The organism is Stenotrophomonas sp. LGBM10 (assembly GCF_046736075.1).
GTDB lineage: Bacteria > Pseudomonadota > Gammaproteobacteria > Xanthomonadales > Xanthomonadaceae > Stenotrophomonas.
Genome location: NZ_CP177163.1, coordinates 3456874 through 3481120, shown reverse-complemented (window position 1 = coordinate 3481120; position 24247 = coordinate 3456874). Strand labels below are relative to the sequence as shown.

18 protein-coding genes are annotated in these 24247 nt (G+C 68.0%); 5 read left to right on the top strand and 13 right to left on the bottom strand.

Annotated elements, in window-relative coordinates; all coding sequences use genetic code 11:
* Positions 1-19: 19 nt before the first annotated feature.
* The 4 genes from ACLB90_RS15175 to ACLB90_RS15160 all read right to left on the bottom strand — a co-directional run bounded on the left by ACLB90_RS15175 (position 20) and on the right by ACLB90_RS15160 (position 6175).
* Positions 20-1399 (bottom strand): hypothetical protein, encoded by a 1380-nt coding sequence (locus ACLB90_RS15175; RefSeq protein WP_411850240.1) that lies wholly within the window; start codon positions 1397-1399, stop codon positions 20-22.
* 60 nt (positions 1400-1459) lie between these two features.
* Positions 1460-4516 carry a TonB-dependent receptor gene (locus ACLB90_RS15170; RefSeq protein WP_411850239.1) on the bottom strand — a complete coding sequence of 1019 codons (3057 nt, stop codon included), beginning with the start codon at positions 4514-4516 and terminating at the stop codon, positions 1460-1462.
* 130 nt (positions 4517-4646) lie between these two features.
* Positions 4647-5687, bottom strand: coding sequence for a FecR family protein (locus tag ACLB90_RS15165; RefSeq protein ID WP_411850238.1), 1041 nt, complete (start codon positions 5685-5687; stop codon positions 4647-4649).
* Positions 5684-6175: an RNA polymerase sigma factor gene (locus ACLB90_RS15160; protein WP_411850237.1), complete on the bottom strand. Its 492-nt coding sequence runs from the start codon at positions 6173-6175 to the stop codon at positions 5684-5686. Before ACLB90_RS15160 ends, ACLB90_RS15165 begins: the two co-directional genes overlap by 4 nt.
* A gap of 154 nt (positions 6176-6329) precedes the next feature.
* Here ACLB90_RS15160 and ACLB90_RS15155 point away from each other — a divergent pair, with 154 nt between their 5' ends.
* Together ACLB90_RS15155 and ACLB90_RS15150 are read left to right on the top strand one after the other, a co-directional pair.
* Positions 6330-6653: a metalloregulator ArsR/SmtB family transcription factor gene (locus ACLB90_RS15155; RefSeq protein WP_411850236.1), complete on the top strand. Its 324-nt coding sequence runs from the start codon at positions 6330-6332 to the stop codon at positions 6651-6653.
* A gap of 10 nt (positions 6654-6663) precedes the next feature.
* Positions 6664-8076, top strand: a complete 1413-nt coding sequence (locus ACLB90_RS15150; protein ID WP_411850235.1) for a DUF2867 domain-containing protein — start codon at positions 6664-6666, stop codon at positions 8074-8076.
* A gap of 4 nt (positions 8077-8080) precedes the next feature.
* Here the strand turns inward: ACLB90_RS15150 and ACLB90_RS15145 are convergent, their stop codons facing one another.
* The 5 genes from ACLB90_RS15145 to ACLB90_RS15125 all read right to left on the bottom strand — a co-directional run bounded on the left by ACLB90_RS15145 (position 8081) and on the right by ACLB90_RS15125 (position 11275).
* On the bottom strand, positions 8081-8437 hold the full coding sequence (locus ACLB90_RS15145; RefSeq protein WP_411850234.1) for a hypothetical protein: 357 nt from the start codon (positions 8435-8437) through the stop codon (positions 8081-8083).
* 70 nt (positions 8438-8507) lie between these two features.
* Positions 8508-9575 carry a metallophosphoesterase gene (locus ACLB90_RS15140; protein WP_411852771.1) on the bottom strand — a complete coding sequence of 356 codons (1068 nt, stop codon included), beginning with the start codon at positions 9573-9575 and terminating at the stop codon, positions 8508-8510.
* Between the two features lie 196 nt (positions 9576-9771).
* Positions 9772-10215: a DUF1801 domain-containing protein gene (locus ACLB90_RS15135; RefSeq protein ID WP_411850233.1), complete on the bottom strand. Its 444-nt coding sequence runs from the start codon at positions 10213-10215 to the stop codon at positions 9772-9774.
* A gap of 47 nt (positions 10216-10262) precedes the next feature.
* Complete coding sequence (locus ACLB90_RS15130) at positions 10263-10700, bottom strand: DUF1801 domain-containing protein (protein WP_411850232.1); 438 nt, start codon at positions 10698-10700, stop codon at positions 10263-10265.
* Between the two features lie 68 nt (positions 10701-10768).
* Positions 10769-11275, bottom strand: coding sequence for a GNAT family N-acetyltransferase (locus ACLB90_RS15125; RefSeq protein ID WP_411850231.1), 507 nt, complete (start codon positions 11273-11275; stop codon positions 10769-10771).
* 121 nt (positions 11276-11396) lie between these two features.
* On the opposite strand from ACLB90_RS15125, the gene ACLB90_RS15120 reads away from it, so the two are divergent.
* Together ACLB90_RS15120 and ACLB90_RS15115 are read left to right on the top strand one after the other, a co-directional pair.
* The gene (locus ACLB90_RS15120; RefSeq protein WP_411850230.1) at positions 11397-11966 is read left to right on the top strand and encodes a TetR/AcrR family transcriptional regulator; all 570 of its coding nucleotides are present in this window, start codon (positions 11397-11399) and stop codon (positions 11964-11966) included.
* A gap of 54 nt (positions 11967-12020) precedes the next feature.
* Positions 12021-13136 carry an MBL fold metallo-hydrolase gene (locus ACLB90_RS15115; RefSeq protein ID WP_411850229.1) on the top strand — a complete coding sequence of 372 codons (1116 nt, stop codon included), beginning with the start codon at positions 12021-12023 and terminating at the stop codon, positions 13134-13136.
* A gap of 46 nt (positions 13137-13182) precedes the next feature.
* Here ACLB90_RS15115 and ACLB90_RS15110 read toward each other — a convergent pair whose 3' ends face one another.
* Positions 13183-19335: a hypothetical protein gene (locus tag ACLB90_RS15110; RefSeq protein WP_411850228.1), complete on the bottom strand. Its 6153-nt coding sequence runs from the start codon at positions 19333-19335 to the stop codon at positions 13183-13185.
* Positions 19336-19440: 105 nt separating this feature from the next.
* Positions 19441-20679 (bottom strand): alpha/beta hydrolase family protein, encoded by a 1239-nt coding sequence (locus tag ACLB90_RS15105; RefSeq protein WP_411850227.1) that lies wholly within the window; start codon positions 20677-20679, stop codon positions 19441-19443.
* Positions 20680-20837: 158 nt separating this feature from the next.
* Here ACLB90_RS15105 and ACLB90_RS15100 point away from each other — a divergent pair, with 158 nt between their 5' ends.
* Positions 20838-21443: a TetR/AcrR family transcriptional regulator gene (locus ACLB90_RS15100; RefSeq protein ID WP_411850226.1), complete on the top strand. Its 606-nt coding sequence runs from the start codon at positions 20838-20840 to the stop codon at positions 21441-21443.
* Between the two features lie 29 nt (positions 21444-21472).
* On the opposite strand, the gene ACLB90_RS15095 is transcribed toward ACLB90_RS15100, so the two are convergent.
* Both ACLB90_RS15095 and ACLB90_RS15090 read right to left on the bottom strand, forming a co-directional pair.
* The gene (locus ACLB90_RS15095; protein WP_411850225.1) at positions 21473-22552 is read right to left on the bottom strand and encodes a hypothetical protein; all 1080 of its coding nucleotides are present in this window, start codon (positions 22550-22552) and stop codon (positions 21473-21475) included.
* Positions 22533-24038 (bottom strand): AAA family ATPase, encoded by a 1506-nt coding sequence (locus ACLB90_RS15090; protein WP_411850224.1) that lies wholly within the window; start codon positions 24036-24038, stop codon positions 22533-22535. The genes ACLB90_RS15095 and ACLB90_RS15090 overlap by 20 nt, the downstream gene beginning before the upstream one ends.
* Positions 24039-24247 lie beyond the last annotated feature (209 nt).

Below are 24247 nucleotides of genomic sequence, written 5' to 3'. Positions count from 1 at the left end.
CGCTGCCTTGCCCTTCACATCACCGGGTCTGGATGAACACCGGGTTGGCGTAGAACCACAGGTCCTGCCACGGGTCCTCGCCCTTGCTGTCGGCCAGCGGTGTCGGCTCGGCCGTGCTGCTGCCGCGGGCGCGCACGAAGCCGCCGGTGGGCGGTGCGGCGAGCTCCCAGGAGGCGCTGTACCAGGTGCCGTCGCGTTGCCAGTCGGCAGCGGTGAAGTGCCGCGCACGCATGCGTGGCGCGCCCTGGCTGTCGGTGCCGCCCACGATCAGTTCCAGCTGCCGCAGCACCGGGTGCTGGCCGGCGGCGTTCGGCGCCTCCGGCTGGCGCACGCGCAGCTGCACCCGCATCCGCGCATCCGGGGCCAGGCGCAGCGTCCCGCCCATGTGCGCCGGCGCTGCACTGCCGTCGACGGGCTGCACGGTCAGTTCGAGCGCGTCGATGAGATCGCCTGTGGTCACGAACAGGCGCCCGCCGCGCAGGCCATCGAGAATGTCCTCGGCTTCCGGTCGCGCCCACACATAGGTTTTGCTGTACTCGCCCGGATCGAAATCGCTGCCGCCGTCGCGCACATTCACGTGCGAATCCGAACTTGCGGTGATCCAGAAGCGCGTTCCCGCAGCCAGCATCTGGTCCCACACCCCGCCCACCTGTGCGGTCATCTGGTCGAAGCCGCCAAAGGTGGGCGCGGCGGTGTTGCGGTACAGCCCGCGTTCGGTGCGGGTCGCCTGGTGCCCCGGCGCGCCTTCCATGCCCACCAGTACCTGCGGCGCCGCAGCGTGCCAGGCGTGCAGCTCGGCCGGCTCCACCTCGCCCCACTGGCCCACGCCCGTCGCGGTGCGCGACGGATGGTTGATCACCAGCACCGGCTGCGGCGACAGCCCCTGCATGTGCGCCAACGCATCCAGCATGTGCTGGTGCGTGTCGCGGCTGCCGTCCTGCAGCGGCTCTCCCCTGCTGTAATCGCGTTCGATGGCGACCAACTGGTCACGCTCCTGCGGCCCGGGCGCGATGATCAGCGAGGCGTGCTCACCGGCCGGCACGTCGAATTCCATGCCGTTGAACTGGATCAGGTCGGGCACATCGGCCCTGGCCTGCAGCAGCGCGGGATAGGCATGGTCGCGCGTAACCACGGAATGGCCGGGGCCACCGTGGTCGGTGTGTACCATCCAGCGCAGCCCGAACGCACGCGCCTGGGCCGCGTTGCGGCTGCGGGTGTAGGCGGAGTCACCGCCGCGGATCGGCGTCGGCGGCGTGGTGCTGCGGTCCCAATCCACGCTCCACTCGCTGTGGACGTGGTGGTCGCCGGCCAACCATTGGCGGCCGTCGTCGGCGGGGTCAGAGGCAGCTGCTGCCGTGCTGGCAGCCATCAGGGCCGCCAGCAGAAGGGTGTCGCGCATGTCGAAGTGTCCTGTGGCGATGACGGGCCTGGCTGCGGTGCGGCCAGGCCCGTCGATGGATCAGAAGTCGGCGCGCAGGCCCAGGCTGATGCGGCGGCCCGACGCTTCGTACATGGTCGGGAACGAGGGGTCCATCGTGTAGCCGCTGGTGATCTCATTGGTCAGGTTGATGCCCTTCAGGCTGACCTTGATGTTGTCGGTGATCCGGTACCCGATCGAGACATCCAGCTGGCCATAGGCATCGCGCCAGATCGGGTACATGTCATAGCCGATCGATTCCACGTACTCGTCCTTGTGGTTGTAGGACACCCGGGCATCGAAACGACGGTTCTCGTAGTAGGCGGTGAGGTTCCAGGTCTTCTCCGACAGGCCGGGCATCGGCGTGCGGATGCCGAGCGAGGATTCGCCGGCCAGCGAACTGTCCAGCAGGGTGTAGTTGGCGTTGACGCCAAAGCCTTCCAGCAGCGGGTGGAACATGCCCAGCGGCAGCTGTGCGACCAGCTCCACACCGTCCACCTGGTAGGCGCCCTTGGCATTGACCGGCTGATACACATCGAAGTCGTAGATGCCGTTGAGCGTCCCGTTGGCGTTGTACACCGCCACGTCGGGCACGACGCCGGTGAAGGCGTTGATCACCACGCCGTCGATGTTCTTGCGGAAGTACGAGGTAGCCAGCAGCGCGCCGTTGTCGAAGTACTTCTCCAGCCCCGCTTCCCACTGCTTGGCGTAGGTCGGCTTCAGGTCCGGATTGCCGTCGGTGAAGCGGAACGAGCTCCAGCTGGCGGTGCGCTTGTAGGCGATGTCGGTCAACGCCGGGCGCATCATGGTCTTGGACGCGGCCGCACGCAGCAGCAGGCCATGCGCCAGCTCAGCGGTCATGTTGAAGCTCGGCAGCAGGTCGTTGTAGCTGCCGTCCCTGGACACCGGCGTGTCGGTGTAGCCGGTGCTGCCATCCGGCTTCTGGATGGGGTGGAAGCCGAACGAGGTCACTGCGGTATCCACGTAGCGCACGCCCGCGTTGGCGGTCACCGGCACGGTGCCGATGTCGAAGGCGAAGTCGGTCATGGCATACAGGCTGGTGACCTTCTCATCCACCTGGTAGTACTGGCCCGGATCGAACGGGGTGTGGAAACCGTCATAGCGGAACGCGTCGCGCGCGTAGGCGTTGGACACCTGCTGCCAGTCCAGGTCCTTGATGGTGTAGCGGCCGCCGGGGACGATATCGCTGATCCACTGCAGCGGGCTGTCGGCCAGGGTGCGCTTGTTGACCCAGCTGCTGTCGCCTGCCTTGGGCCCGGTGATCTTCAGCTCGCCGTATTGGCGCTGCTTGGACTTGTCGGTGTAGCGCGCGCCGACGCTCACCCGGCGCAGGGCCGGCAGGAAGGCCAGCTCCAGCTGACGGCTGAGGTTGACCTGCGCGGCGTACTTGTCGTCCTTCACTTTCTCCAGCGTGGTCTCATACGCCTCGAACAGATACTTGTCCGGCGAGTTGTACATGTCGAAGCCGTTGGAGGCCGCGCTCGGGATGGTCTCGCCGCTGCGTCCGGTCCAGCGCGTGCGCGACGGCGCATAGGCCACATGCTTGAGGTTGGAGACGTCCGAGGTCTTCTCCGCACCGGAGTAGCCGGCCATCGCATCGATGCTCCAGTCGTCGCCCTTCCAGTCCAGCGCCACGCTGTACTGGCTGTAGTCGGTCTTGTTGATGCGCTCCTTGCTCAGCATCTCGTGCTGGGTGGCGGTGTAGGAAACATCGCGCAGCACCACCATCCCGTACTCGGCCAGCGTGGTGGCGTCGTAGGCGTGGATGGTGTCCAGGGTGCTGCGGCTGGACGCCGAATAGGCCGCGGCGTCGTACTCGTCCTCGGTGGCGTCGTAGCCGCCGAGCATGGCGTCGAAGGTCAGGCTGAAGGTGCTGCTGGGCTTGTACTGCAGCGAGGCGGTAGCGCCCCACTTGTCCTGTTCGTTGAGGTAGACGCGGTCGCCGACCTTGTCCTGGAAAACGATCAGGTTGGTTTCGCCGGTATCGTTGCGGTTGGCCACATTCACCCCCGCGTCACGTGCCAGCACGGCGGCGGCCTGGGTGCCGCGGGTGCCGGAGGCACCGAGGAACCGCGACATCGGGCGGAAGTTGATGCCGGAGGTGGCGTCGGTGCGGTTGGTTCGCTTTGCCGTGGAGAACGACACCAGGCCACCCCAGTCGCCCCAGGTATCGGCGGCCAGGAACGCGAAGCGCGGGTCCACTTCTTCGGAGATGCTGTTGTGCGCCCCCTCGGCGGACAGCACCAGCTTGCGTTCCTTGTAGTCGAACGGGCGCGCGGTGGAGATCTTCACCGACCCGGCGATGCCGCCCTCTTCATCGGCCGCGGTCGGCGACTTCTGCACGGTGACCTGTTGCAGGATCTCCGAGGCGAACATGTCGAATTCCACGTCGCGGCCACCGCTGCCGGATGCCGTGGCCAGATCGTTGATCGACACCAGCGTGTACTCCGACGGCAGGCCACGTACGTTGACCTTGGTGCCCAGACCCTTGCTGCGTTCGATGGTCACGCCGGGAACGCGCTGCAGCGCTTCGGCCAGGTTCTGCTCGGGAAAGTCGGCCACGTCGGTGGCCACGATGGAATCGGAGAAACCGATGTTGGTGCGCTTGAGGTCCACCGCCTGTTCCAGGCTGCGGCTGTAGCTGCCGGTGACCTGGACGGTATCGAGATTCTGCGCGCCAATGCCTTCGGCAACCGCTGCCATCGGCGCGGCGCTGGCCGCCGTCGCGCCATCCGGCAGTGCCGCAGGCAGCGACGACACCGGCTCGCTGACGGCGTCGGCTTCGATGGTGACCGTGGTGGCGTTGAGGTAGCGGAAGCGCAGGCCGGTGCCGGCCAGCAGGCGGGTCAACGCCGCGTCGGCGGACAATCCAGCCTGCACTGCCGGGGTGCGCGGGTTGCCGGCCACCTGCGCGTTGTACACGAACTGCAGCCCGGTCTGGCGGGACAGTGCGTTCAGCGCGCTGTCCAGCGGCTGCGGCGCGATCGCTTCGCTGGCGGTGCGGCTGGGCGTCGCTGCGGCGACGTGGGTACCCACCTGCAGGGCAAGGGCGATGGAGAGGAACAGGGTTCGGCGCATCGTGGAGTCCAGTGAGGGAATCGGGTGGGCAGGACGCCAGTGCGTGCCTGCATGCCTGGACTACGACGGCGCACAGCGGCAGTCGGGCACCGCTATTTCGATGAATTTTTTTTGACAGCGATGCAGCGGCTTACCGCACCGTTGCCGCACTGCCCTGCACATGCAGGGCGTTGCCGACTACATGCGTGCGCAGCGTGGGCTGCTGGTCGAGGAACGCGCGCAGCGAGGCCACGTCGTCGGCGCGCAGGTTGCCGGTCAGGCGCAGCGCACCGGCGTCGTCGGCCACCTGCAGCTGCATGTGGTTGATGCGGTTGAAGCGGTCGGCCACCTCGCGCAGTGGTTCGTCGCGGAACACGATGCGGCCCTGCCACCACGCCGTGATGCTGGCGGCATCTTCGCGGCTGAGCTGCACGCGCTGGTCGCGGTAGTCCACGCGCGCGGCCTGGCCGGCACCGAGGTCCGCCAGCAGGCGGCCGCTGTCGCCGCGTACCTGCACGCGGCCTTCGCTGACGCCGATGCGGGCCTGCTCGCGCTGCAGCGATACGTCGAACGTGGTGCCGATATCGGTCACCTGCAGTCCGGCGGCGTGCACCACGAACGGACGGCGGTCGGCGGCGACCTCCACGCTGGCCTGCCCGCGCACCAGCTCCAGCCGTCGCCCCAGCAGCGTGTAACGCACCGCCACCTCGCTCTCCGCATTGAGGTGCAGCACGGTCTGGTCGGGCAGCGTGATGCGGCGCGGTGCGCCGTGGCCGGCGACGTGGTGCGCGGTGGTCGGGAAGGCCAGCGGCAGGGCCAGGCCGATGCCCAGCAGCAGCGCGGCGGCCACGGCCAGGCCCGGCACACGACGGCGGCGTGGCGCCGCGCTCGCTGCGGCCGGCGGCAGTCGTCGCGTCGCCACGGGCAGCGGCACCACGTTGTCGGTCGCGGACGGCGGCGGCGGTGCGGCAATCAGCGCATCCAGGTCGATTGGCATCGCCCGCAGCGCATCGCCCAGCGCACCGGCAACGCGGCTGATCGCCAGGTACTCGCGCAGGTGCGCGGGCGAGGCCACCACCCACTGCAGGAAGGCACGCTGCTGGGCGGGGCTCAACTCGCCCTGGCGCTGCAATGCATGCCAGTGTGCGGCGATGCGGGTGAGCGCGGCGGGATCGGTCGCAGTGTCGCTCACGAGGCCTCCGCGCGGTCCATCAGCGCCCGCCGGCAGACCGACAGACCACGCACGACGTGCTTCTTGACCATGTGCGGCGAGACCCCAAGCCGTTCGGCGATCTGCTTGTAGCTCAACCCATCGCGGTACTGCATCACCAGCACCGCCCGGGTGTGCTCGGGCAGCGTGGCCAGCAGGCGCTGCAGGTGCTGGCTGCGCTGCTCGCGTTCGGCGGCATCTTCCACGCTTTCCTCCCCCGCCACGCCCTGGCGGAGCTGCTCGAGGTCTTCAATGGGCACTGTGGACCAGCGACGGCGCGCGGCCTGCTCGCGGGACAGGTTCAGCGCCACGGTGAACAGATAGGCTTCCGGGTTGGCAATGGCCTCGCCCGGCCCCTCGTGCGCACGCAGCAGGCGCAGATAGGTTTCCTGCACCAGGTCCTCTGCATCCTGGCGCGCACCACGGCGGGTGAAGAAACCACGCAGCAATGGCGCGTGTTCGACGAACATGCGTGCCAGTCGCCCCCTTGCCTGCTCGGCCACGTGCCGCCCCCACCCCTGAAGTGCGGCGCAAGGTAAGCGCTGCAGATGACCGTGTGGTGACGATGGGCGCTTGACATCGGCAACGGGGCGGAACACCATCAGTTAACGAATTAGTTAATTGATGGTCATGGACCGCATCTTCGAAGCCCTCGCCTCCACCGCCCGCCGCCAGATCCTCGCCTACCTCAATGGCGGCGAGCTGAGTGCGGGCGAACTGGGCGAGCGCTTCGATTTCAGCAAGCCGGCCCTGTCCAGCCACCTGCGCATCCTCGAGGACGCCGGCCTGATCGAGCGGGAAAAGCGCGGCCAGTTCGTGTACTTCCGCCAGGTGCCCGACCGCCTGGCCAACACCCTGTTCGCCTGGGCGGCCGAGGTGTGTCCCGTCGGCGGCCCCCTGCAGCGCGAAAGCCGCGCCCGCGCGCGGCGCAAGACCACCACCGGATAAGGAGACCGGCATGCTGGACGTGAGCCTTCGCAGTCGTTCGTTTCCCAGCATCCACCTGCCCTCCTTCGGCGATGGCAGCCCTGTCGAAGTCACCCTGATCACCCAGTTCGGCATCGGTGCCGGCGACCAGGCGGTGCGCGACGCGGGCGCTCGGCAGGCAGCGCATCCGCACTTCGTCGACGCGCTCGACGAGCCGTCCACCCGCCTTGGCGGCATGCACCTGGCGCACGGCGATGCGTCGTCGCTGTACGCCTTCGCGGTGGGCCCGCAGGGGCACCCCTTTCACCGCCACGCCGGGACACGCATGTTCACCGCGATCTCCGGCAGCGGCGGCGCGCAGCTGCGCTTCTCGACCGCATCGGACGCCCAGCTGGAGCAGGATCCAACCGCGTTCGTGCAGGCGCTGCGCTGCGTGGACATTCCGCCGGACTGTCTGTTCACCGTGCGCTTCGGCAGTGCCACCTGGCATCAGTTCGTGAGTCGAGCCTCGCCGCACCCGGCGCTGTTCGCGCTGTCCTGCCATCCCGACGACCGCAGCGGCGCGCTGTCCGAGGCGCAGCGCGCGCGCGTTGCGGACGGCAGTGCCGACCTTCCCACGCTTACCGACACCCTGCCACCGGCCCTGCAGCGTCTGCTGGACCAGCTCGATATGGACTGCGTGCCGCGGGTGGCGCTGTCACTGCAGCGTCCGTCACGCGCGGGGCTGGCGCGCCTGTGCACCGCCACCCGCGATGCGGCCGGCAGGCTGCGGGCATGGCTGCGGCGGCTGCGTCCCGTGCGCGGCTACGTGACCCGCTCTGCCGCGCCGATGGCGGTGTCGACCCACCTGGCGCCGCCGGCCGACTCCCTGCTGCGCGAGGCCTTCCGCGACGGCTGCCAGCACCAGGATCATGCCACCCTCACCCTGCCGCCGCGCGTAGCCGGTACGCCCTCCGCGCGCCGCCTGCTGGAAGCCGTGCTGGAGGGGTTCGTGCGCAACCCGCCGGCGTCGGTGGGTCGCCTGATGGCCCTGCGCAATGTGCTGGTGGCACCGTTGCGGTTGCGCACCTCGCCGCTCGGCTGCCCGGTGTCCTCGCTGCTGTCGGAGGATCGCCGCGACCTGTTCGCCGGCCGCTTCCCCGTGCTGGCCCAGGCCGTCGCGGCCGACGACCAGCGCGCCGAGGTCATGCTCGGTGCCGACGACCGCCATCTGCAGTTCCGTTCCTGCGTCAGCGTGCAGTACCTGGACGACGGCAGCGCGCGGATCGCGCTCGGCACACGGGTGCGTACCCTGAACCGGTTCGGCCGGTTCTACATGCTGCTGATCGATGGCGTACATCGCCGCTACGTCGGCCCGACCCTGCTGCGGATGGCGGTCGCGCATGCGCTGGCCCCGGACCTGACCGATGCCACGCGCGGCGACGCAGTGCCGCAGTCGGCCTAGCGGCTCAGTCGCCGCCGCCGCCCCCGTCGCAACCACCCCCATCGCCGCCACCACCACCGCTGTCGCCACTGTCGCAGCCGCCACTCCAGCCCGTGCCAGCCGCATCGCTGCTGGTGTACGAGTACGGATAGGCACCGTCCGGCGGGTCCTGCGTGGTGCTGCCGCTGCTGCGCGTAGGCTGGCCCGGCGTGCGGTCCATGAAGGTGATCAGCACCCCCAGCAGCGCACCGAACACCGGCAGCAACCAGACGATGGCCACCATTCCCACGCGACGGCGTGCCGACCCTTTCAGCCGGCGCCATGCGTAGAGCGACACAACCAGATTGAACGCCACCAGCCCGATGGCAACCTGACTCAGCATGCAGTGGACCTCCGCCACGCGGCAGCTCGCCGCCAGGGCCGACTATAGCGTGCGTGCCGGCAGCGCCGGTCTACGGCTGCCGGGCACTGCGCAGCGTGATCAGGGTGATCTCCGAGGGCACGCCGATGCGCGCCGCGAAGCCCGGCCACAGGCCCGCACCGTTGCTGACGTACAGCGTCATGCCGTCCACCGCGTAACGGCCGGAGACGAAGCCGCCGTTGGCACGCTTGACCAGCTGGTCCATGCCCACGATATGGCCGCCGTGCGTATGCCCGGACAACTGCAGGGCCACCCCGCGCGCGGCATGGGCGCGCGCTTCGCGCGGTCGATGATCGAGCAGGATCACCGGCGCGGCGCGATCGGCGCCCGCCAGCGCTGCATCGAGGTCCGGCATCGGCAGGTCGTAGCGGGTGGCGACCGGATCGGTGACACCGGCCACCGTCAACGTGGCCCCGTTGCGCCGGATCTGCGTGTGGCTGTTCTCCAGCACCTGCATGCCCATGTCGCGGAAGGTGTGCATCCAGGCGGCATGATCGGCGTAGTACTCATGGTTGCCGGTAATGGCGATGACGCCATCGGGCGCGTGCAGCTGGCCCAGCGGACGGACGTCGTCGGCACGCGCCGCCACGGTGCCATCGACCAGATCGCCGGTGATCACCACCAGGTCCGGTGCCAGCGCATTGCTGCGCGCTACCACCTTGGCGACCCACTCACCGGTGAGCAGGCGGCTGGCATGGAGGTCGGTCAACTGCAGCAGCCGGTAGCCATCGAACTGCGCCGGCAGGCCGACGATGGCGACCTCGATCTGGCGCGTCTTCGGCACCGCGATGCCCTGCTGGATGCCATACGCCGACAGCAGCAGCGCCACCGCACCGGCTGCCGGACGCAGCCAGGGACGGCGCAGCGCGGCCACCGCCTGCGGACGCCGCAGCAGCCGTGCGCCAAGCAGCAGGCCATCAAGCAGCAGCAGCGCGAGCGCGCCCAGCAGCAGCGCGATGAAGCCGGTGGCAAGCACGACGATGAGCGGGCCCGGAATCTCTGGGGATGCCATCGTGCCGGCGAACGTTGCCACGATGCGATGGTGCAGCCCCATCGCCACCACCAGCAGCGCCAACACACCGCGTGCCCAGAGTGGGATACGCAAGGGCCACACCAACCGCCAGACCACATACAACGACAGCACCAACGCAACCAAACTCAGCACAGGCAATTCCTGGAAAACCGTGGGGGACAGGCGCACGGCCGCCGTCGGCGACGCGCGTGCAGTCCGACATGGTGGCCGATCCGGCCGGCCGGCTCCAGGGCGCGGCGTGCTGCGCTGGCCTCGCCGCGGGTCAGACCTTTCTGGCGGCCTTCTTCGCCGGCGCGCGCGTTTTCGACGCGTTCAACGCCACCGCCGCGCGGATCAGTGCCTTCAGTGCCGTCGCATTGAGTTTGTCGCCCTCATGCACGTCGATGGCACGGCGGGTGTTGCCGTCCAGGCTTGCATTGAACAGGCCGGTGGGGTCCGGCAACGCCGCGCCCTTGGCGAAGGTCATCTTCACCGCCGCCTTGTACGTTTCGCCGGTGCACAGGATGCCGTCGTGCTCCCACACCGGCACGCCACGCCACTTCACGGTTTCCACGACCTGCGGATCGGCCGCGTGGATGATCGTGCGGATGCGGGCCAGCACCACGCCGCGCCAGTCGTCGAGGGCGGCGATCTTCGCGTCGATCTGCTGGGCAGCGGAGGGGCCGGGGTCGGCGGCAGGCGTGGCGGGGGCGGTACGCGGGGTCATGGTCGGCTCCTGGCAATCGGTCAACGGGGCAAGAGAACAACGACGTGTTACATGCGCTCGCCGGGCAGGCCGCTGGCCTGCTGCACCCAGCGCGTGAACTGCGCTTCATCCAGCGGCACGTGTTCCTCGATGTGCAGGTAGCGGGTGTCCTGGCTGCGCGACGCCACCGGGGGCACCGGCTGCAGCGACAGGCCGCGGAAGAAGGCCACCTTGATGTAGCCGGTGAAGCAATGCAGGCTGAGGAACCAGCCGTCGCCCGGCTGGCCATACAGCGGCGAATTCCACTTCACTGCCTTGTGCACGCCGGGAACGGCGGCCACGATCAGCGCATCCAGGCGTGCGCCAACCGCGCGTTTCCAACCGGGCATGGCCGCGATGTACGCCTGCACGGGCGCATCGCCGTCGCCTTTGGCGATCTGCGGATTGCCACCGGAAAGCAGGCGGGGCGCATCTGATCCAGGGGGCACGGGCGATCGGGCCGGCATGGCAGGTCTCTGCGGAGAGGTCCAACCCGCCTTATAGACCCGACGGCCGCGCATGACAATCCACGCGGTCAGCGCTGGTGGCGGAAGACCAGATCCGTCGGGTCCGCCCGCGGCGCAGCATCATCGCGCACGGCCCCCATGCGCTGCGCGACCCGCGCGGAGGCTGCATTGCGGGGACTCATGTAGCTGACCAGGGTGTCCAGCCCCAACGTGCCGAACGCCCAGTCCCGCAGCGCCGTGGCGGCTTCGGTGGCGTAGCCCTGGCCCTCCTGCCCGGCGTAGAGCAGCCAGCCCAGTTCCTTTTCAGGAAACAGCGGGCCGTGGTTGATGCCGACCTGGCCGATGCAGGCGCCGCTGTCGCGGTGCTCGATCATCAACGCGCCGTGGCCGAAGAAGTGCCAGTTGGCCAGGTCGTGGCAGAACAGCCCCCAGGCGCCGCGTTCATCGTAAGGCCCACCCACGCCGCCCGACCGCGGGGAGGCAAGAAAGGCCGCGTAGGCCGGGAAGTCGTCCAGGGTCTGGGCGCGCAGGCGCAGGCGCGGCGTCAGCAGGGTGATGATCGAACCGGTGTCCATCCAACGTGCATTCCGTACGGGGCACCGCTCAGTATGAACGGCGGCGCAGCGGAACGCGGTATCGGCTTGCGCGGACCGCCACCGTGCCGTTAAATGAGCAAGCACTCACTTACCGATCCTCATGGCCCGTCCCCTCAGCGAAGCGAAACGAGACGCCATCCTGGCCGCCGCCGGCGCGCTGGTGGCTGCGCAGGGCGTGGGCGCGTCCACCGCGCAGATCGCGCGCGCGGCCAAGGTCGCCGAAGGCACGGTGTTCACCTACTTCGAGACCAAGGACGCGCTGCTCAACGCGCTGTTCGTGCGCCTGGAAATGCGGCTGGCAGCCGCCATCGGCGACACCTTCCCCGCCGATGCCGATGCCCACGACCAGTTGCAGCATGTCTGGAATGCGCTGGTGGCCTGGGGCGCGGCGCATCCGGTGGATCGCATGGCGCTGCGCCAGCTCAAGGTCTCCGAGCGCATCAGCGCCCCGACCCGTGCCCATTGCGAAGGCCTGTTCGGCGGCATGCTGCAGGCGCTGGAAACCAACCTGGCCCGCCACATCGACGCCGACCGCCTGCCGTTCTACCTCGGCCGGGTGCTGATCAGCCTGCTGGAAACCACGCTGGAGGCGATGGCCGCCCAGCCCGAGCAGCGCCAGGCGCTGCAGCAGGCCGCGTTCGACCTGTTCTGGAAAGGCATCCAGCGATGACCTGTTTTTCCGCCCATTTAATGAGTGCCTACACACTCATATATCGAGACCCGCATGAGAGTCCTGCCTGTCCTCGCCGTTGTGTTTGCTGCTTCCTCCCTTCTCTTCTGGACCCTGCACGTGCCTATCGCCGCCCATGACCGCTCGCCGCAGATGACTGACGGCCAGTTCACCAATACCGCCCCCAAGCCCAAGGAAACCGTGGGCGGCACGCTCAAACTGCTGTGGGAATTCCTGTTCGACCGCCCGGCCGGCACCACCCCGCCGCACGCGCCCCCGGTGCGCGCGGTGAGCGCGCAGGAGCTGGCCGCCGCCCCCGACCACAGCCTCTACCGGCTCGGCCATTCGACGTTGCTGATCAAGCTGCGTGGTGGCTGGTGGTTGACCGACCCGGTGTTCTCCAAGCGCGCCTCGCCGGTGCAGTGGATGGGGCCCAAGCGCTTCCATGCGCCGCCGATCGCGCTGAAGGACCTGCCGCCGATCCGCGGCGTGGTGCTCTCGCACGACCACTACGACCACCTCGACCGCGCCACCATCAAGCACCTGGCCACCCGCGCGGACGTGTTCCTGACCCCGCTCGGCGTTGGTGATCGCCTGATCGCCTGGGGCGTTCCGCGCGAACGCGTGCACCAGCTCGACTGGTGGGAGCAGATCGACGTCGATGGCGTGCGCTTTGTCGCCACCCCGGCGCAGCACTTCTCCGGGCGCGGGCTGCGCGATGCCAACCGCACGCTGTGGGCGTCCTGGGTGATCCTGGACGAGAACCTGCGGCTGTTCTTCAGTGGCGACACCGGCTACTTCGACGGCTTCAAGCGCATCGGCGAACGCTACGGGCCGTTCGATGTCACCTTCATCGAAACCGGCGCCTACGACGCCAAGTGGCCGTTCGTGCACATGCAGCCCGAGCAGACCGTGCAGGCCCACCAGGACCTGCGCGGACGCTGGCTGCTGCCGATCCACAACGGCACGTTCGACCTGGCCATGCACCAGTGGGACGAGCCGTTCGAACGGGTCAGCGCACTGGCCGCGCAGCGCGCGATTCCGCTGGCGACGCCGGGCATGGGCGACCGGATGGATCTGGACGCGCCGCAGTCCTTCACCCCGTGGTGGCGCACGGTCAAGACCATGCAGGATGCGCGTCGCGACGTGCCGGTGGGGTCGCCGATGTGACGCGCGCCTGCGCCGATGGCCGCGGGGAACTGCCCGCGGCGAGGGGTCAGAAGCTGTAGGTCACCCGCGCCAGGCCGGTGTTGGACGTAAAGCCGTGGCCCACTTCCTGTACATACTGCAGCGACAGGCTCAGATGATTGGACCCCAGCAGGTCCGCACCGACCGCGAAGCGGCCGACCGTTCCCGGCCCGGCCGTGGTCACATCGAAACTGTCGCTCTGCGGCTGATCGGCGAAACGGGCAGTGGTGGTCCAGTCGCGGTTGTTGCCGAACTCGGCCGCGGCACTGGCGAACGGGCGCAGCGTCACTCCGTTGCGCAGGTGGATGCTGTCGCCCAGCTCCACCCCCGCCACCCCGATCAGCGCGGTGTCCGCATTGCCTTCCACCGCCAGCCGGAACGGCGACTCGCCGCCTTCGGTGAATGCCTTGTCCTCGACCCGGATGGCATGGCCCTCCAGGAAGGGACGCACGAACCCTTCAGTGCCGACCGGAATACTGTACGCCGCACGCAGGTGAGCCCCCACCTGCCACTGCGTCGGGCTCGCCTTGGCCTCGTCAACGAAGCCGGCCACGGCGACATCGCGGGTGGAGTGGTACTTGCCCGACGCGGCATCCACGCCGCCAGACAGTTCCAGCCGGCCTGCGTCGTACAGCAGGCCCACACCCCCCAGCAGCGCATCGCCGTTGACGCGCGCGCTGCCATCGGCATCGCGCAGGCGGCTGTTCTCATAGGCGATTGAACCGGTCAGCGCCAGGTCCGGCGAGAGCTGCAACTGCCCACCGGCCTGCACGGCCGATGCATCCACGCGGTAGCCAAGCGCATCGTTGGTTTCCTTCTGCTCCGAGCCATTGGCCAGCACGCGGCCCCAGCCACAGGTGTCGGTGCTTTTCGTGGCCAGCGGCGCACTGGAGCAGCCACCGTACAGATTCATCGCGAAGTCGCGGCTGCTGTTGAAGCGGTACGCACCGAACGCGCCGAGCGCCTTGCCCGACATCGCCGCAAGGCTGCGCTCGTAGGCGGCCCCGTCGGTCACGCTGCTGAGCCGGGTAAAGCCGGTATCCATCGCCGCGCCACTGTCGAAGATCGACTGCAGGTTGTTGCCCACCGCGCGCTTGTTCGCCCCCATGCCGGCGGCCTGCGCGCTGAACAGGGCGCTCGGGGTGACGTACAGGTTCTGCCCGTCGGTATCAAATGCGTAGTTGAACAGGTGTGCGTTGGGCACCGCTGCCAGGGTTGGGTCCAGGCGCAGCGCGCCGGTCGCCGTGGCCAGGGTGACCGTAGTGTTGCGCATCAGCGTCGGGCGCACGTCGACCTGCCCGGCGATGGTGACATCCCCGTCTACCGTCAGCGGTGTGGCGGCCTTGCCGGAGAAGTCGGTGGCCACCACGATACGTCCGCCGGCGTTGTTGAGCAGGTTGCCCTGCACCGCGAGCGGCGTTGCGCGGATATCCATCACGCCGTTGTTGGTCACCCCGCACGTGCCTACGGTGACGCTGTTGCCGGCATCGAACTGGCCGTTGTTGGTGAAGCAGCCGGTACCGCCGCCATTGGTGAGCAGCACATCGCCCCCCATCGTGCCGTTGTTGATCACCTGGGTATCGCCTGCGGTGCTGTACACCGCCACGGCGTTGGTCTGCGCGCCGTAGGTGTAGAGCGTGCCATTGTTGGTGACCGTGTTCACCACCGGGTGCCCGTTGCTGTCGTTCCTGCCGGTGCCGCCGTGGTCGATGTAGATGCCGGCCGAGCCGCCATTGGGCGAGGTGACTATCGCGTTCTGGCCGGCGATGACCTTGCCGGCCGCACCGATGGTGATGCTGATGGGGGCATTGGAACCACTGTCGCCCATGCTCTGCGCGACGATGCCGGCCGAGCCGGACCCGATTGCGGACACCGAGCCATCGATGGTGGCCGTGATGGCGCCGCCCGTACCACTGCCGCCCGCCGTGCCCATGTAGAGGGCGCCGTCGGTGATGACACGCCCGCCACCGCCGCCCAGCGACTGCAGGACCATGCCCGGCGCATTGTTGCCGGTGGTGCTGATCGCGCCGCCTGTAGCGACGTTCGCGGTTATCACGCCGCCATTGCCCGACGCATCGCGGCTGCCACTGAAGTACTGGGGTGCCGCCGCCAGGCTGGCCTGCCCGGTGCTCCCGCCCGCCACGCCGCCCCCGCCACCGATGGACTGCGCAAGCATGCCAACGGCATTGGCACCGGCGGTGGTGATCGCAGCGCCGACCGCCACCGAGATCCCGCTGTTGCCGGTGGTGGGGCTGTTGATCCCATCGTTGTTGACGCTGCCGGTGGTCTTGCCCGAGCCGAAGAAGTCAGCCACGGTGCTGCCGCTTGCCGTACCGCCCAACTGCAGCCCGCCGCCGCCGCTGATCGACTGCGCCAGAATGCCGTAGCTGTTGTCGCCGTTGGTGCTGATGGCACCGCCGGTGGCGGTGGTCACGTTGACCAGACCACTGCCACCGGACGACTCGCCGCTGCTGCCACCGAACTTGAACCGCACGTCATAGCTGCCACCCTTGGCGCTGGCACTGCCGCCGGCGCCTTCCAGATCACTGGCAAGGGTCTTGGCGATGCCGCCACCACCGGTGATCGACTGCGCGATGATGCCGCTGGCATCGTGCGCGGCGGTGGAGATCGCGCCGCTGCTGGTCACCCGTACCTGGCCCGCGTCGAAGCTGCTGCCGCCATTGCCGCCGACCGAGAGCGAGATCGACTTGAATGCGCCGTCGTCGGCATCATCGTCACCCGAGTTCCTGCTGCTCGACGTCACCGACGAGGCCGACACCCCGCCCACGCCACCGCCGCCGGCGATGGATTCGGCCACGATGCCCGCCGCCAGCGAGCCCTTGGTATAGATCGCACCGGTATTGCCGACGATCACCTGCCCGCCGTAGCCACCGCCACCCCCCGAGCCGCCCACGGAGAGATTGCCGCTGTAGTCATTGGTGGACGCGGTGCTGGCTGCACCGCCCTTGCCGCCGCCACCACCGATGGCCTGGGCCAGGATCGCGTCGGAATGGTTGCCGAGCGTGGCGATGCCACCGTCGTTCTGCACGTTCACCAGACCGGCCGAACCGCCACTGCCACCGGACGCACCCAGCGCCACCGAGAGCTGGATGCTGCTTGACTGGTTGTCATCGTCGGTCTCCCCCTTGGATTCGGCCGCATCGTTGAGATCGCCGTCCAGGTCGTCATCGCCCACCGCGGCAGTGAACGGCCCCGCCGCCACCTGCGAGGTACTGTCGGCGAGAAGACTGTTGGTGAAGGCCACCGCGTTGTTGAGGCCGAGGTAGCTGTTGAGTGCCGCGCTGCCGTTGGCGTCGTAGGCGGCGGCGAGCGTGCTGGTGGCGCTGGCGGCATTGCTGCCACGATTGCCGCCGGCACCGTCGTTCTTCCGGGTCGCGATGTTCGAACCGGCCTTGCCGCCCACGCCACCGCCGCCGCCGATCGACTGCGCGACGATGCCATTGGCATCCGCACCGAAGGTCACGATGGTGGCGGTAGCATCGTTGTGCACCGACACGCCGTCCACTTCGTTGCCGTTGCCATCGATATGGTAGGTGTTGCCCCCTTTGCCGCCGTTGGCCCCCATCGTCACGGTGGCCACGTATGCGCCTTTTGCAGAGCCGGCCGCACCGCCACCGGCCCCACCGCCGCCGCCGATGGACTGCGCGCCGATACCGAACGCACCATCGCCGAGGGTGATGATCGAACCGCCGATGTTGTTGGCGGTGGCGCCGTAACCGTCGCCGCCCGCACCACCCGTGCCGCCCATCGTCAGCGTGGTGGATATCTTGGTTTCGCCGCCATCGGCGGACGCCTGGCCATCGCCCGTGCCGCCGGCACCGCCGCCGCCACCGACCGACTGCACGAGCATGCCCGCAGCAGACTCGCCGGTGGTCAGCACCAGGCCAGTGTTGGTGCCGGTGGCCGCACCGCCGTCGCCAGCCGTTCCGCCCTTGCCACCCAGCGCCATCGAGGCACTGATATCGAACTCGCCGCCGGTGGCCGTCGAGGCCGACGACGAGTCGCCGCCTGCACCGCCGCCGCCGCCGATCGATTGGGCCAGCATGCCCACCGCCCCCTGCCCACCGGTGGTGATGAGCCCGGTGTTGGTGGCGGTCAGCAGGCCGCCGCTGCCGGCCTGGCCACCGGAGCCGCCGAGCGACGCACTCAGCGAGATGCTGACATCCTCGGCCGCGTAGACCTGCGATTTGGCCGTGGATGCACCGCCGGCACCACCGCCACCGCCGATCGACTGGGCGAGGATGCCGTAACTGTCCGAGCCGTCGGTACTTACGCGCCCATCGTTCTCCGCAAGGGTGCCGGTGCAGTTGGCAGCGCATGCGTCGCCGCCGGCACCGCCGCTGCCGCCGACCGCCATCGACGCACCGAATCCGGCGGACCTGGATTTGCTGTACGCCGAGCCACCCTGGCCACCGCCGCCGCCAATCGACTGTGCCAGCAGGCCCGGCGAATGCATGCCGTGGGTGAGGACGGTGCTGCCCTTCTGGCTGGTCAGCGACGCACTGTAGCCATCACCACCACCACCGGCCGAACCGCCGACCACGTACTGCAGGCCAACGCTGTCACCGCTGGCATCGCCGCCCTTGCCGCCGCCGCCACCGATCGACTGCGCGGCCAGGCCGTCGGAACCGAAGCCGAATGTTTCCGTCTTCGACTGCAGGGTCACGCCCACGGTGTTGCCGTTGACGCCGTTGGCCCCCTCGCCGCCGACCGCAAACACGCCTTTGGAGACGCCGCCGGCACCGCCGCCACCGCCGATCGACTGCGCCAGCACGCCCGGCGATCCTTCGTAGTTCGACGGATCCACATAGAGCCCGGTACGCACGTTGAGACCCGTGCCGGTTACCGACACGGTGCCTGCCGTACCCCCGTTTGATCCCGAGCCGCCGTTGGGACCGATCACATACTGCGACGGTGTGCCGCCGTCGCCGCCATTGCCGCCCAGCGACTGTGCCAGCAGGCCTGGCGCATAGGTGCCGTTGGCCGCGATCTCGCCGCCGGCCCCCGCACTGCCATCGATGGTCACGCTGACGTTGCCTGCATTGCCGCCCGCACCGGCATTGCCGCCCGAACCGCCGGTACTGCTGCCCTGCCCGCCGGCGCCCCCCTGCGACACCACGCGCAGCGCGGCGTCGCTGTTGGCGCCCTCCACCATGATGACGTTCGAGCCTACGGTGACAACGACGTCGCTGCCGTTGCCGGCCAGCCCGCCACTACCGCCCTGCGAACCGTCCACGTCTTCGGCAGTACCGCCATTGCCTCCGTTGCCGCCGACGCTCTGCACCAGTACACCCGTGCTGCCGATGAAACCGTTGTTGGGGTTGTTGGCCGCATTGGCGAAGGTGGCCGTCACGGTGCCGCCGTTGCCACCAATCCCCTGGGTGGCGTCGGCACCCTGGGAGTTGAGGCCGGTACCGTAATCACGGCCGCGCCCACCATTGCCGCCCTGGCTGGAGACCACCACGCTGCGGTTGCGCGAGTTGGTATAGCCGTCGATGGTCGCGCCGATGCTGCCGCCCGCCCCACCGACGCCGGAGATGCCGTCCTCGCCGCTCATGTTTCCCTTGCCGGCCGCGCCGCCTTCACCGCCCAGGGAGATGAGGGTGATGCCGCTGATGCCGTTCACCGTATCCTGCGACATGGCGGTGACCTGCGGACCGATCGAGATGACCAGGTTGCCGCCGCTGTTGCCCAGGCCGCCATTGCCACCGACCTTGTCGAAGCCACCGGCGGTCGCGTCGGATCCCTGTGCGCCCGCACCACCCACACTGACCGCATTGATCGGCGAGGACGCGATCTGCAGGTTGCCCTTGCTGTCGTACTGCGAATAGTCGTACAGCGTGGGATTGCCCGCGACGAGCAGATTGATGTCCGCCGCCACGCCGCCGGGACCACCGGTGTAGCCATTCTTGTCGTCGAAGACCGGGTCCGAGCCCGAGCTGCCGGCCGGGGTGCCCGGCGTGCCAGCGGTGTCGAGATGGCAGGAGATGTGGCCGTTGACGCTGTACAGCTGGCACCCATCGGCGAAGGCCATGCCGGGCGCGCCAACTGCGGACAGCCCGGTGGCCGCAAGCGCATTCACCAGGGCCAGCGACAAGGCGCGGCGATGGGGTTGGGAGAGGCGCGCACCACAGGCGCGCGACAGGCGGGACGACTTCATGATGACGCTCCAGGGAGGGGATGCGCAGAGCCTATGCACTGCGGTGGGGCGCCTCTTGACCTAGGTCATCCCGGCGCACACGGGAACAAACGGAAAGGAAACGGTTCAGCTTTCTGGGACGATGTCCGCGTGGAAGATCCCGCGCATCCAGCCGCAGGCTTCCTGCACCAGCCGCAGGCGCGCGGCGACCTGGCAGTGCCCGTCGGCGCCGGTGCTCGCATCCAGAACCACCAGCGACGTGTGGGGCGACGCCAACTGCGCATGCCACTGCAGCGCCTGGTTCACGAAAATCGGGGAATCGCCGCCACCCACGATCGACAGGAACGGCACCGTCACCTGGCGCGGATCGGCATGCGCATCGCGCCAGCGCGCGAGCAGTTGCTCCGCTGAGCCAACGCCGGCCTTCCAGGCCATCATCCGGCGGCTGCGCAGCGCACTGCTGGTAGGCTGCTGCCCCTGCGCCACGCGTGCCTGATCGGCGCGCGCACTGCGTTCGAACAGCTCACCGGGATGCGGAAACGGCGTGCTCGCGATCACGGTCGCAAAGCGGGCGTCGAACTGGGCCGCGCGGGCGACGAAGTAACCGCCCAGGCTCAGGCCGATGAGTGCGATGCGTCCGGCGCGCGCGTGGAACCGCTCGATCAGCGCATCAACCACCGCAGCGATCGCATGCTCCGGTTCGGTGGACCAGTACAGGCCATCGGCGGCCGTATTGCCCTGTCCGGGCAGGTCGACCAGCGCCACCGAAAAGCCGCGTTCCAGCAGCGCGCGCCCCACCGACAGGAACAGGTCCTCCAGGCTGGTGTCCGCGCCGCCCACCACCAGTACCACCGGCGCGGTGGCGTCGGCATGGCGCAGGAACACGCCGGGCAATGCGTGGCCATCGAACGGCACCTGGAAGAAGGTCGCCGGCAGGCCCAGCTCCTGCATCGCCTGCGCGAAGGTCGCGCGCTGCTGCGCATACAGCGCACTGAAACGCGCACCGCCGGCGTCGGCGAACTGCCACGCCGAACGGAAGCTCGCGAACGCCTTCAGGCGCGCCTCGCCGGCCTCGCGCTGCCAGCCACGCGCCGCCCACGTATCGGCCTGCTGCCGCTGCAGCGCCGCGTAGCCGGCAAACGCGTCGACCCAGCTGTCGGCGTCGCCGTCGACGATCTGCGTGGCCACATGATTGATCTGCCCGATGTCGAGGCCGCCGGTGGGTCCCCAACTGGTGGCCGACATGAAGAACAGGTCCATGTCCGGGTCGTCGAACCGGAACCGGTGCGCCATGCGCTGGTCGGGTCGGGAGGCGGTGGACAGGGCAAGGGGGTCGCGGGACAGCATCGATTCCGGGGTGGTCATGGCTTGCGCTCCTGAGGATTTCGATCAGAATATGAGCACTGCTCATCTTTTGAAACTCGCGTTTCAGGCGGTCCTTCATGTCCACCATTCCCCAGGAAAATCAGTCAGTTGCAAGGCGAAAGCCGCGACAGGCGCGTGCCCAGCACAAGCTGGAACTCATGTTTGAAGCCGCCATGCAGCTGCTGGAGGCAGGCGACCTGGCCTCGCTCACCACCAACGCGGTGGCCGCCCGTGCCGGCGTCAGCATCGGCACGCTCTACCAGTACTTCGACGACAAGCAGGCGCTGCTCGATGCACTCGTGGCGCGCGAGCTGGGGCAGATGTCGGCCAGCGTGCTGGACTCCCTGGCAGGCCCGGCACCGGCCGACACCGGTGAGCGCATCCGTGGCGTGGTAGGTGCGGTGATCGGCGCCTATGGCGGTCGCAGCCGGGTGCATCGGCTGCTCATCGAACACGCAATGAGCCACGCCGTACCCAACCGCCTGTCACCGCTGTACGGCCGCCTGATCGCGTTGCTTACCGCCGGGGAAGTCACCCGTGCCGGCGCCGACGCGCTGACGTTGACGCCCGCGCAGGCGTTCGTGCTGACCTACGCGATGGCCGGCGTGCTGCGCGCGTACGCGGTGGATGACGCACAGATGCCGCGTGAGGACATCGAGGATGCGCTGGTCGCACTGATCACCGGATTCCTGGACGCGCTCAGACCCCGTGCAACAACGCCCCTGCGCCACTCCGGCAGACGCGACGGGAAACGCAGGCGTTGAACGACGCGCAGAGACAGCGACCGGCAACGCTATGGCCCCACCCCGCCACCGCCGCCGGACGTAGCGGCATGGTCTGCGCTTTCCTTGCGAAAGAGCTCGATCACATCCTTTTTCATGCGGCCCAGCATTTCGTTGGCATAGTTGTCCGGATCGAACTGGAACAGCAGTGCCTCGAATGCCTTCGCGGTGCAGCCCTGGCCGGACGCGGTTTTCGCAATCGCATCCGGCGTCCACATCTGCAGGGCATTGACGAGCATGGCCAGCTCGTGGCCGTTCAAGGCGTAGCGGTCGGTGAGCCTGAACGTGTCGCAGGATCCCTTCGCACGCGCACTGCCGTGGCCTGGCGTTGCGATGGCGATCAGCTCTTCGGTGCGATTGTCCTTGAGATCCATCAGGCTCACGGGATCCACGGTGAACTGGATGTCTTCGCGGTCCTCGAACGGATGAAGGTGTGCGTCGTCCAGAAAGTCCAGATCCCGCTTCAGCGCGCTGTTGCAGGTGTAGCAGCTGGGTACCAGGTTGTAGAGCGACACCGCCAGGTAGGGATAGATCGACTTGGCGTAGTAGTGATCCAGCGTGGGTCGGAACACCTTCTCCTCGTCCACATGCAAGGTGAACGCATAGGCCTGCTGGCAATACGGGCAGATGCGGCAGGTCGCTTTCCGGCACAGCGCGTGCGCGTCCCAGCCGGTCGACGGCTTGGTTGCGGGCGTGGTTGAGGGCTTGGTTGCGGCTTTGGTCGTGTGCTTGGTCGTGAAGTGACGGTAGCTGAAGGCGCGTTCGCACTCCTTCATGAAGTCGCACCAGTACTGCCGTGCCGGGTCGTACTGACGATCCGCACCGTCATCCTTATCGGCAATCACCTGCTGGAGCAGTTGCCGATCAGCGGCGCATCGCACCCCCAACCGACCTTCCACCAGACGGACGACACGACGAAGCTGCGTGGGCCTGCCGATGGCGATGGCCTTGCGGTGCTTCAGGATGAAGGCCCGCAGCATGGCAGCGGCCCCCTTTCCGTTCTTTGCCATCCACGCGTCGGTGCGCGCCACGACGTACGTCAGATGGTCGGCTTCCGCCGTCCGCCAGACATCAGAAATGGCGATCAGCATCCGCAGGCTCCCGATGAAGCGCAGTGCGCGTGGCCAGATAGTGACGAAGCATGGGGTCATCGACCAGGTCGACCAGCTCGGCCGGGATCGGCTCGCCGTCGCGCACCTTTCCGAGCAGGTTGCGGATGAACTCGGACGCAAAAGATCCAATCGTTCCCGCCCCCCCGGTGACCCGGACGATGCTCTCCAGCGACGCGCCGAAGGTGCTCGCAGGCGAGTGGTCCACACCATGACTGCGTTTACCGTCAGGATGCTTCGTCGTCGCCAGCCGGCGGATGTTCCATCGCGGAAAATCCGACATCAGGATGGCCGAGTGGGTGCTGAGCACTACCTGGATGGAGTTGAATCGGGGTCTTATGTGCTTCACGTACTCGTTGATGAAGTGCACGTAGCGGCGCTGCCATTCGAAGTGAAGGTGCGTATCGCCTTCGTCGATGAGCAGCAACAGGTTCGTCGACTCCTGGCCCGGTACTGCACATACCGCACCGTGGATGAGCGACACCTGTCCCAGCAGTACGGACATCCCTGTGCTGAGGCCTTTGAACTCGATGGCAGCGATGCCGTCCAAGCTCATATGCTGAAGCTCTTTCAACTGGTCTGGAGAAAGTGAGTACGCCCTCTTGTTCAGCCGAGGCGATGCGAGCGCATGAGAGAGATGCCGAAGCGTCCAGACTTTCCGCATCAGCAGATCTTCCAGCCCATCCGTCATCGTAGGACGCCTGGACAGACCGAAGTAAGGAAGAACATCGTGCATCACGTCCTCATAGCGGGCGTCGGCACACGCTGCGGCCAATGCGCGCAGGTGGAGGTCAGCCGCGCTGCCGAAGCGCCCCCTGACATACGCGCGCAAACGCTTGTTCAGCGCGTCATCGAGCGATCTTGCCGTTTCCTCCAATAGAGCAAGGTTATTCCAGCGCTGCGAGCCAGGCGCGCCATCACGCACTTCCCTCAACTCCGATAGGACGTCAACGAGCTGTCGATGCAACTCATGGATTTCCTGCGACTCAGATAATTCAGAGAGTTCAGAGAACTCCAGATCGCTCAGTGCTGCGCGAATCAAACTGATACCACTCATGCCAGGGCCGCGCGCCTTGGCGGTGATCCGCAACTGCGGAGCGAGCTCGACGTCGAACACCTTGGCCAGCAGGTCCATCAGCGCAGTGTCGGTGAACTGGATCTGCGTGGTGACGTCACCGATGAGCGAGGTGATCCTGCTGCTGCGCGGGTGCTGGATCGCCCCCACCTTCGATGGATTGAACGCCACGACGTGATACGCGTCCAGCCGATGGTCGGAGCGCACATAGGAACTGTCGCCCGACGCAATATGGGTGGCCAGTTCGCCCAGCAGCGTCGTCTTGCCAGAACCGTTCTGACCGACGATGAGCGTCATTGCGTCGGCTTCGAAGATGTTGGGCAGCGGCCGTCCGTCCTCCGCCTCGGCCGTGAGCGTAATCCGCTTGTTGCTGCTCTCGAAGGATCTGATCATCGGTGCCACCCATCCGCACGCGGCCGAAGCATCCGCAGCTGAAGGGCTGGTCCCGGCCGGTCTCCGTTCCGGCCGAAGGCAAGATCGGCCGCAGTCGCACTTACTTTAGGGCCCCTGGAGCGGGTTCCGCCGGCAGCTCACGGGCAAGTCGCTCCCGGTTGGCCCGAGTAGAACGAAAAAGGCCCCCATCCAGAAAGATGAGGGCCTTC

Bases quoted from the DNA above. Each gene is read 5' to 3' on its own strand.
- ACLB90_RS15175 (WP_411850240.1), bottom strand. From the start codon at position 1,399: ATGCGCGACACCCTTCTGCTGGCGGCCCTGATGGCTGCCAGCACGGCA.
- ACLB90_RS15170 (WP_411850239.1), bottom strand. From the start codon at position 4,516: ATGCGCCGAACCCTGTTCCTCTCCATCGCCCTTGCCCTGCAGGTGGGT.
- ACLB90_RS15160 (WP_411850237.1), bottom strand. From the start codon at position 6,175: ATGTTCGTCGAACACGCGCCATTGCTGCGTGGTTTCTTCACCCGCCGT.
- ACLB90_RS15155 (WP_411850236.1), top strand. From the start codon at position 6,330: ATGGTCATGGACCGCATCTTCGAAGCCCTCGCCTCCACCGCCCGCCGC.
- ACLB90_RS15150 (WP_411850235.1), top strand. From the start codon at position 6,664: ATGCTGGACGTGAGCCTTCGCAGTCGTTCGTTTCCCAGCATCCACCTG.
- ACLB90_RS15145 (WP_411850234.1), bottom strand. From the start codon at position 8,437: ATGCTGAGTCAGGTTGCCATCGGGCTGGTGGCGTTCAATCTGGTTGTG.
- ACLB90_RS15135 (WP_411850233.1), bottom strand. From the start codon at position 10,215: ATGACCCCGCGTACCGCCCCCGCCACGCCTGCCGCCGACCCCGGCCCC.
- ACLB90_RS15130 (WP_411850232.1), bottom strand. From the start codon at position 10,700: ATGCCGGCCCGATCGCCCGTGCCCCCTGGATCAGATGCGCCCCGCCTG.
- ACLB90_RS15125 (WP_411850231.1), bottom strand. From the start codon at position 11,275: ATGGACACCGGTTCGATCATCACCCTGCTGACGCCGCGCCTGCGCCTG.
- ACLB90_RS15120 (WP_411850230.1), top strand. From the start codon at position 11,397: ATGGCCCGTCCCCTCAGCGAAGCGAAACGAGACGCCATCCTGGCCGCC.
- ACLB90_RS15115 (WP_411850229.1), top strand. From the start codon at position 12,021: ATGAGAGTCCTGCCTGTCCTCGCCGTTGTGTTTGCTGCTTCCTCCCTT.
- ACLB90_RS15110 (WP_411850228.1), bottom strand. From the start codon at position 19,335: ATGAAGTCGTCCCGCCTGTCGCGCGCCTGTGGTGCGCGCCTCTCCCAA.
- ACLB90_RS15105 (WP_411850227.1), bottom strand. From the start codon at position 20,679: ATGACCACCCCGGAATCGATGCTGTCCCGCGACCCCCTTGCCCTGTCC.
- ACLB90_RS15100 (WP_411850226.1), top strand. From the start codon at position 20,838: ATGTTTGAAGCCGCCATGCAGCTGCTGGAGGCAGGCGACCTGGCCTCG.
- ACLB90_RS15095 (WP_411850225.1), bottom strand. From the start codon at position 22,552: ATGCTGATCGCCATTTCTGATGTCTGGCGGACGGCGGAAGCCGACCAT.
- ACLB90_RS15090 (WP_411850224.1), bottom strand. From the start codon at position 24,038: ATGATCAGATCCTTCGAGAGCAGCAACAAGCGGATTACGCTCACGGCC.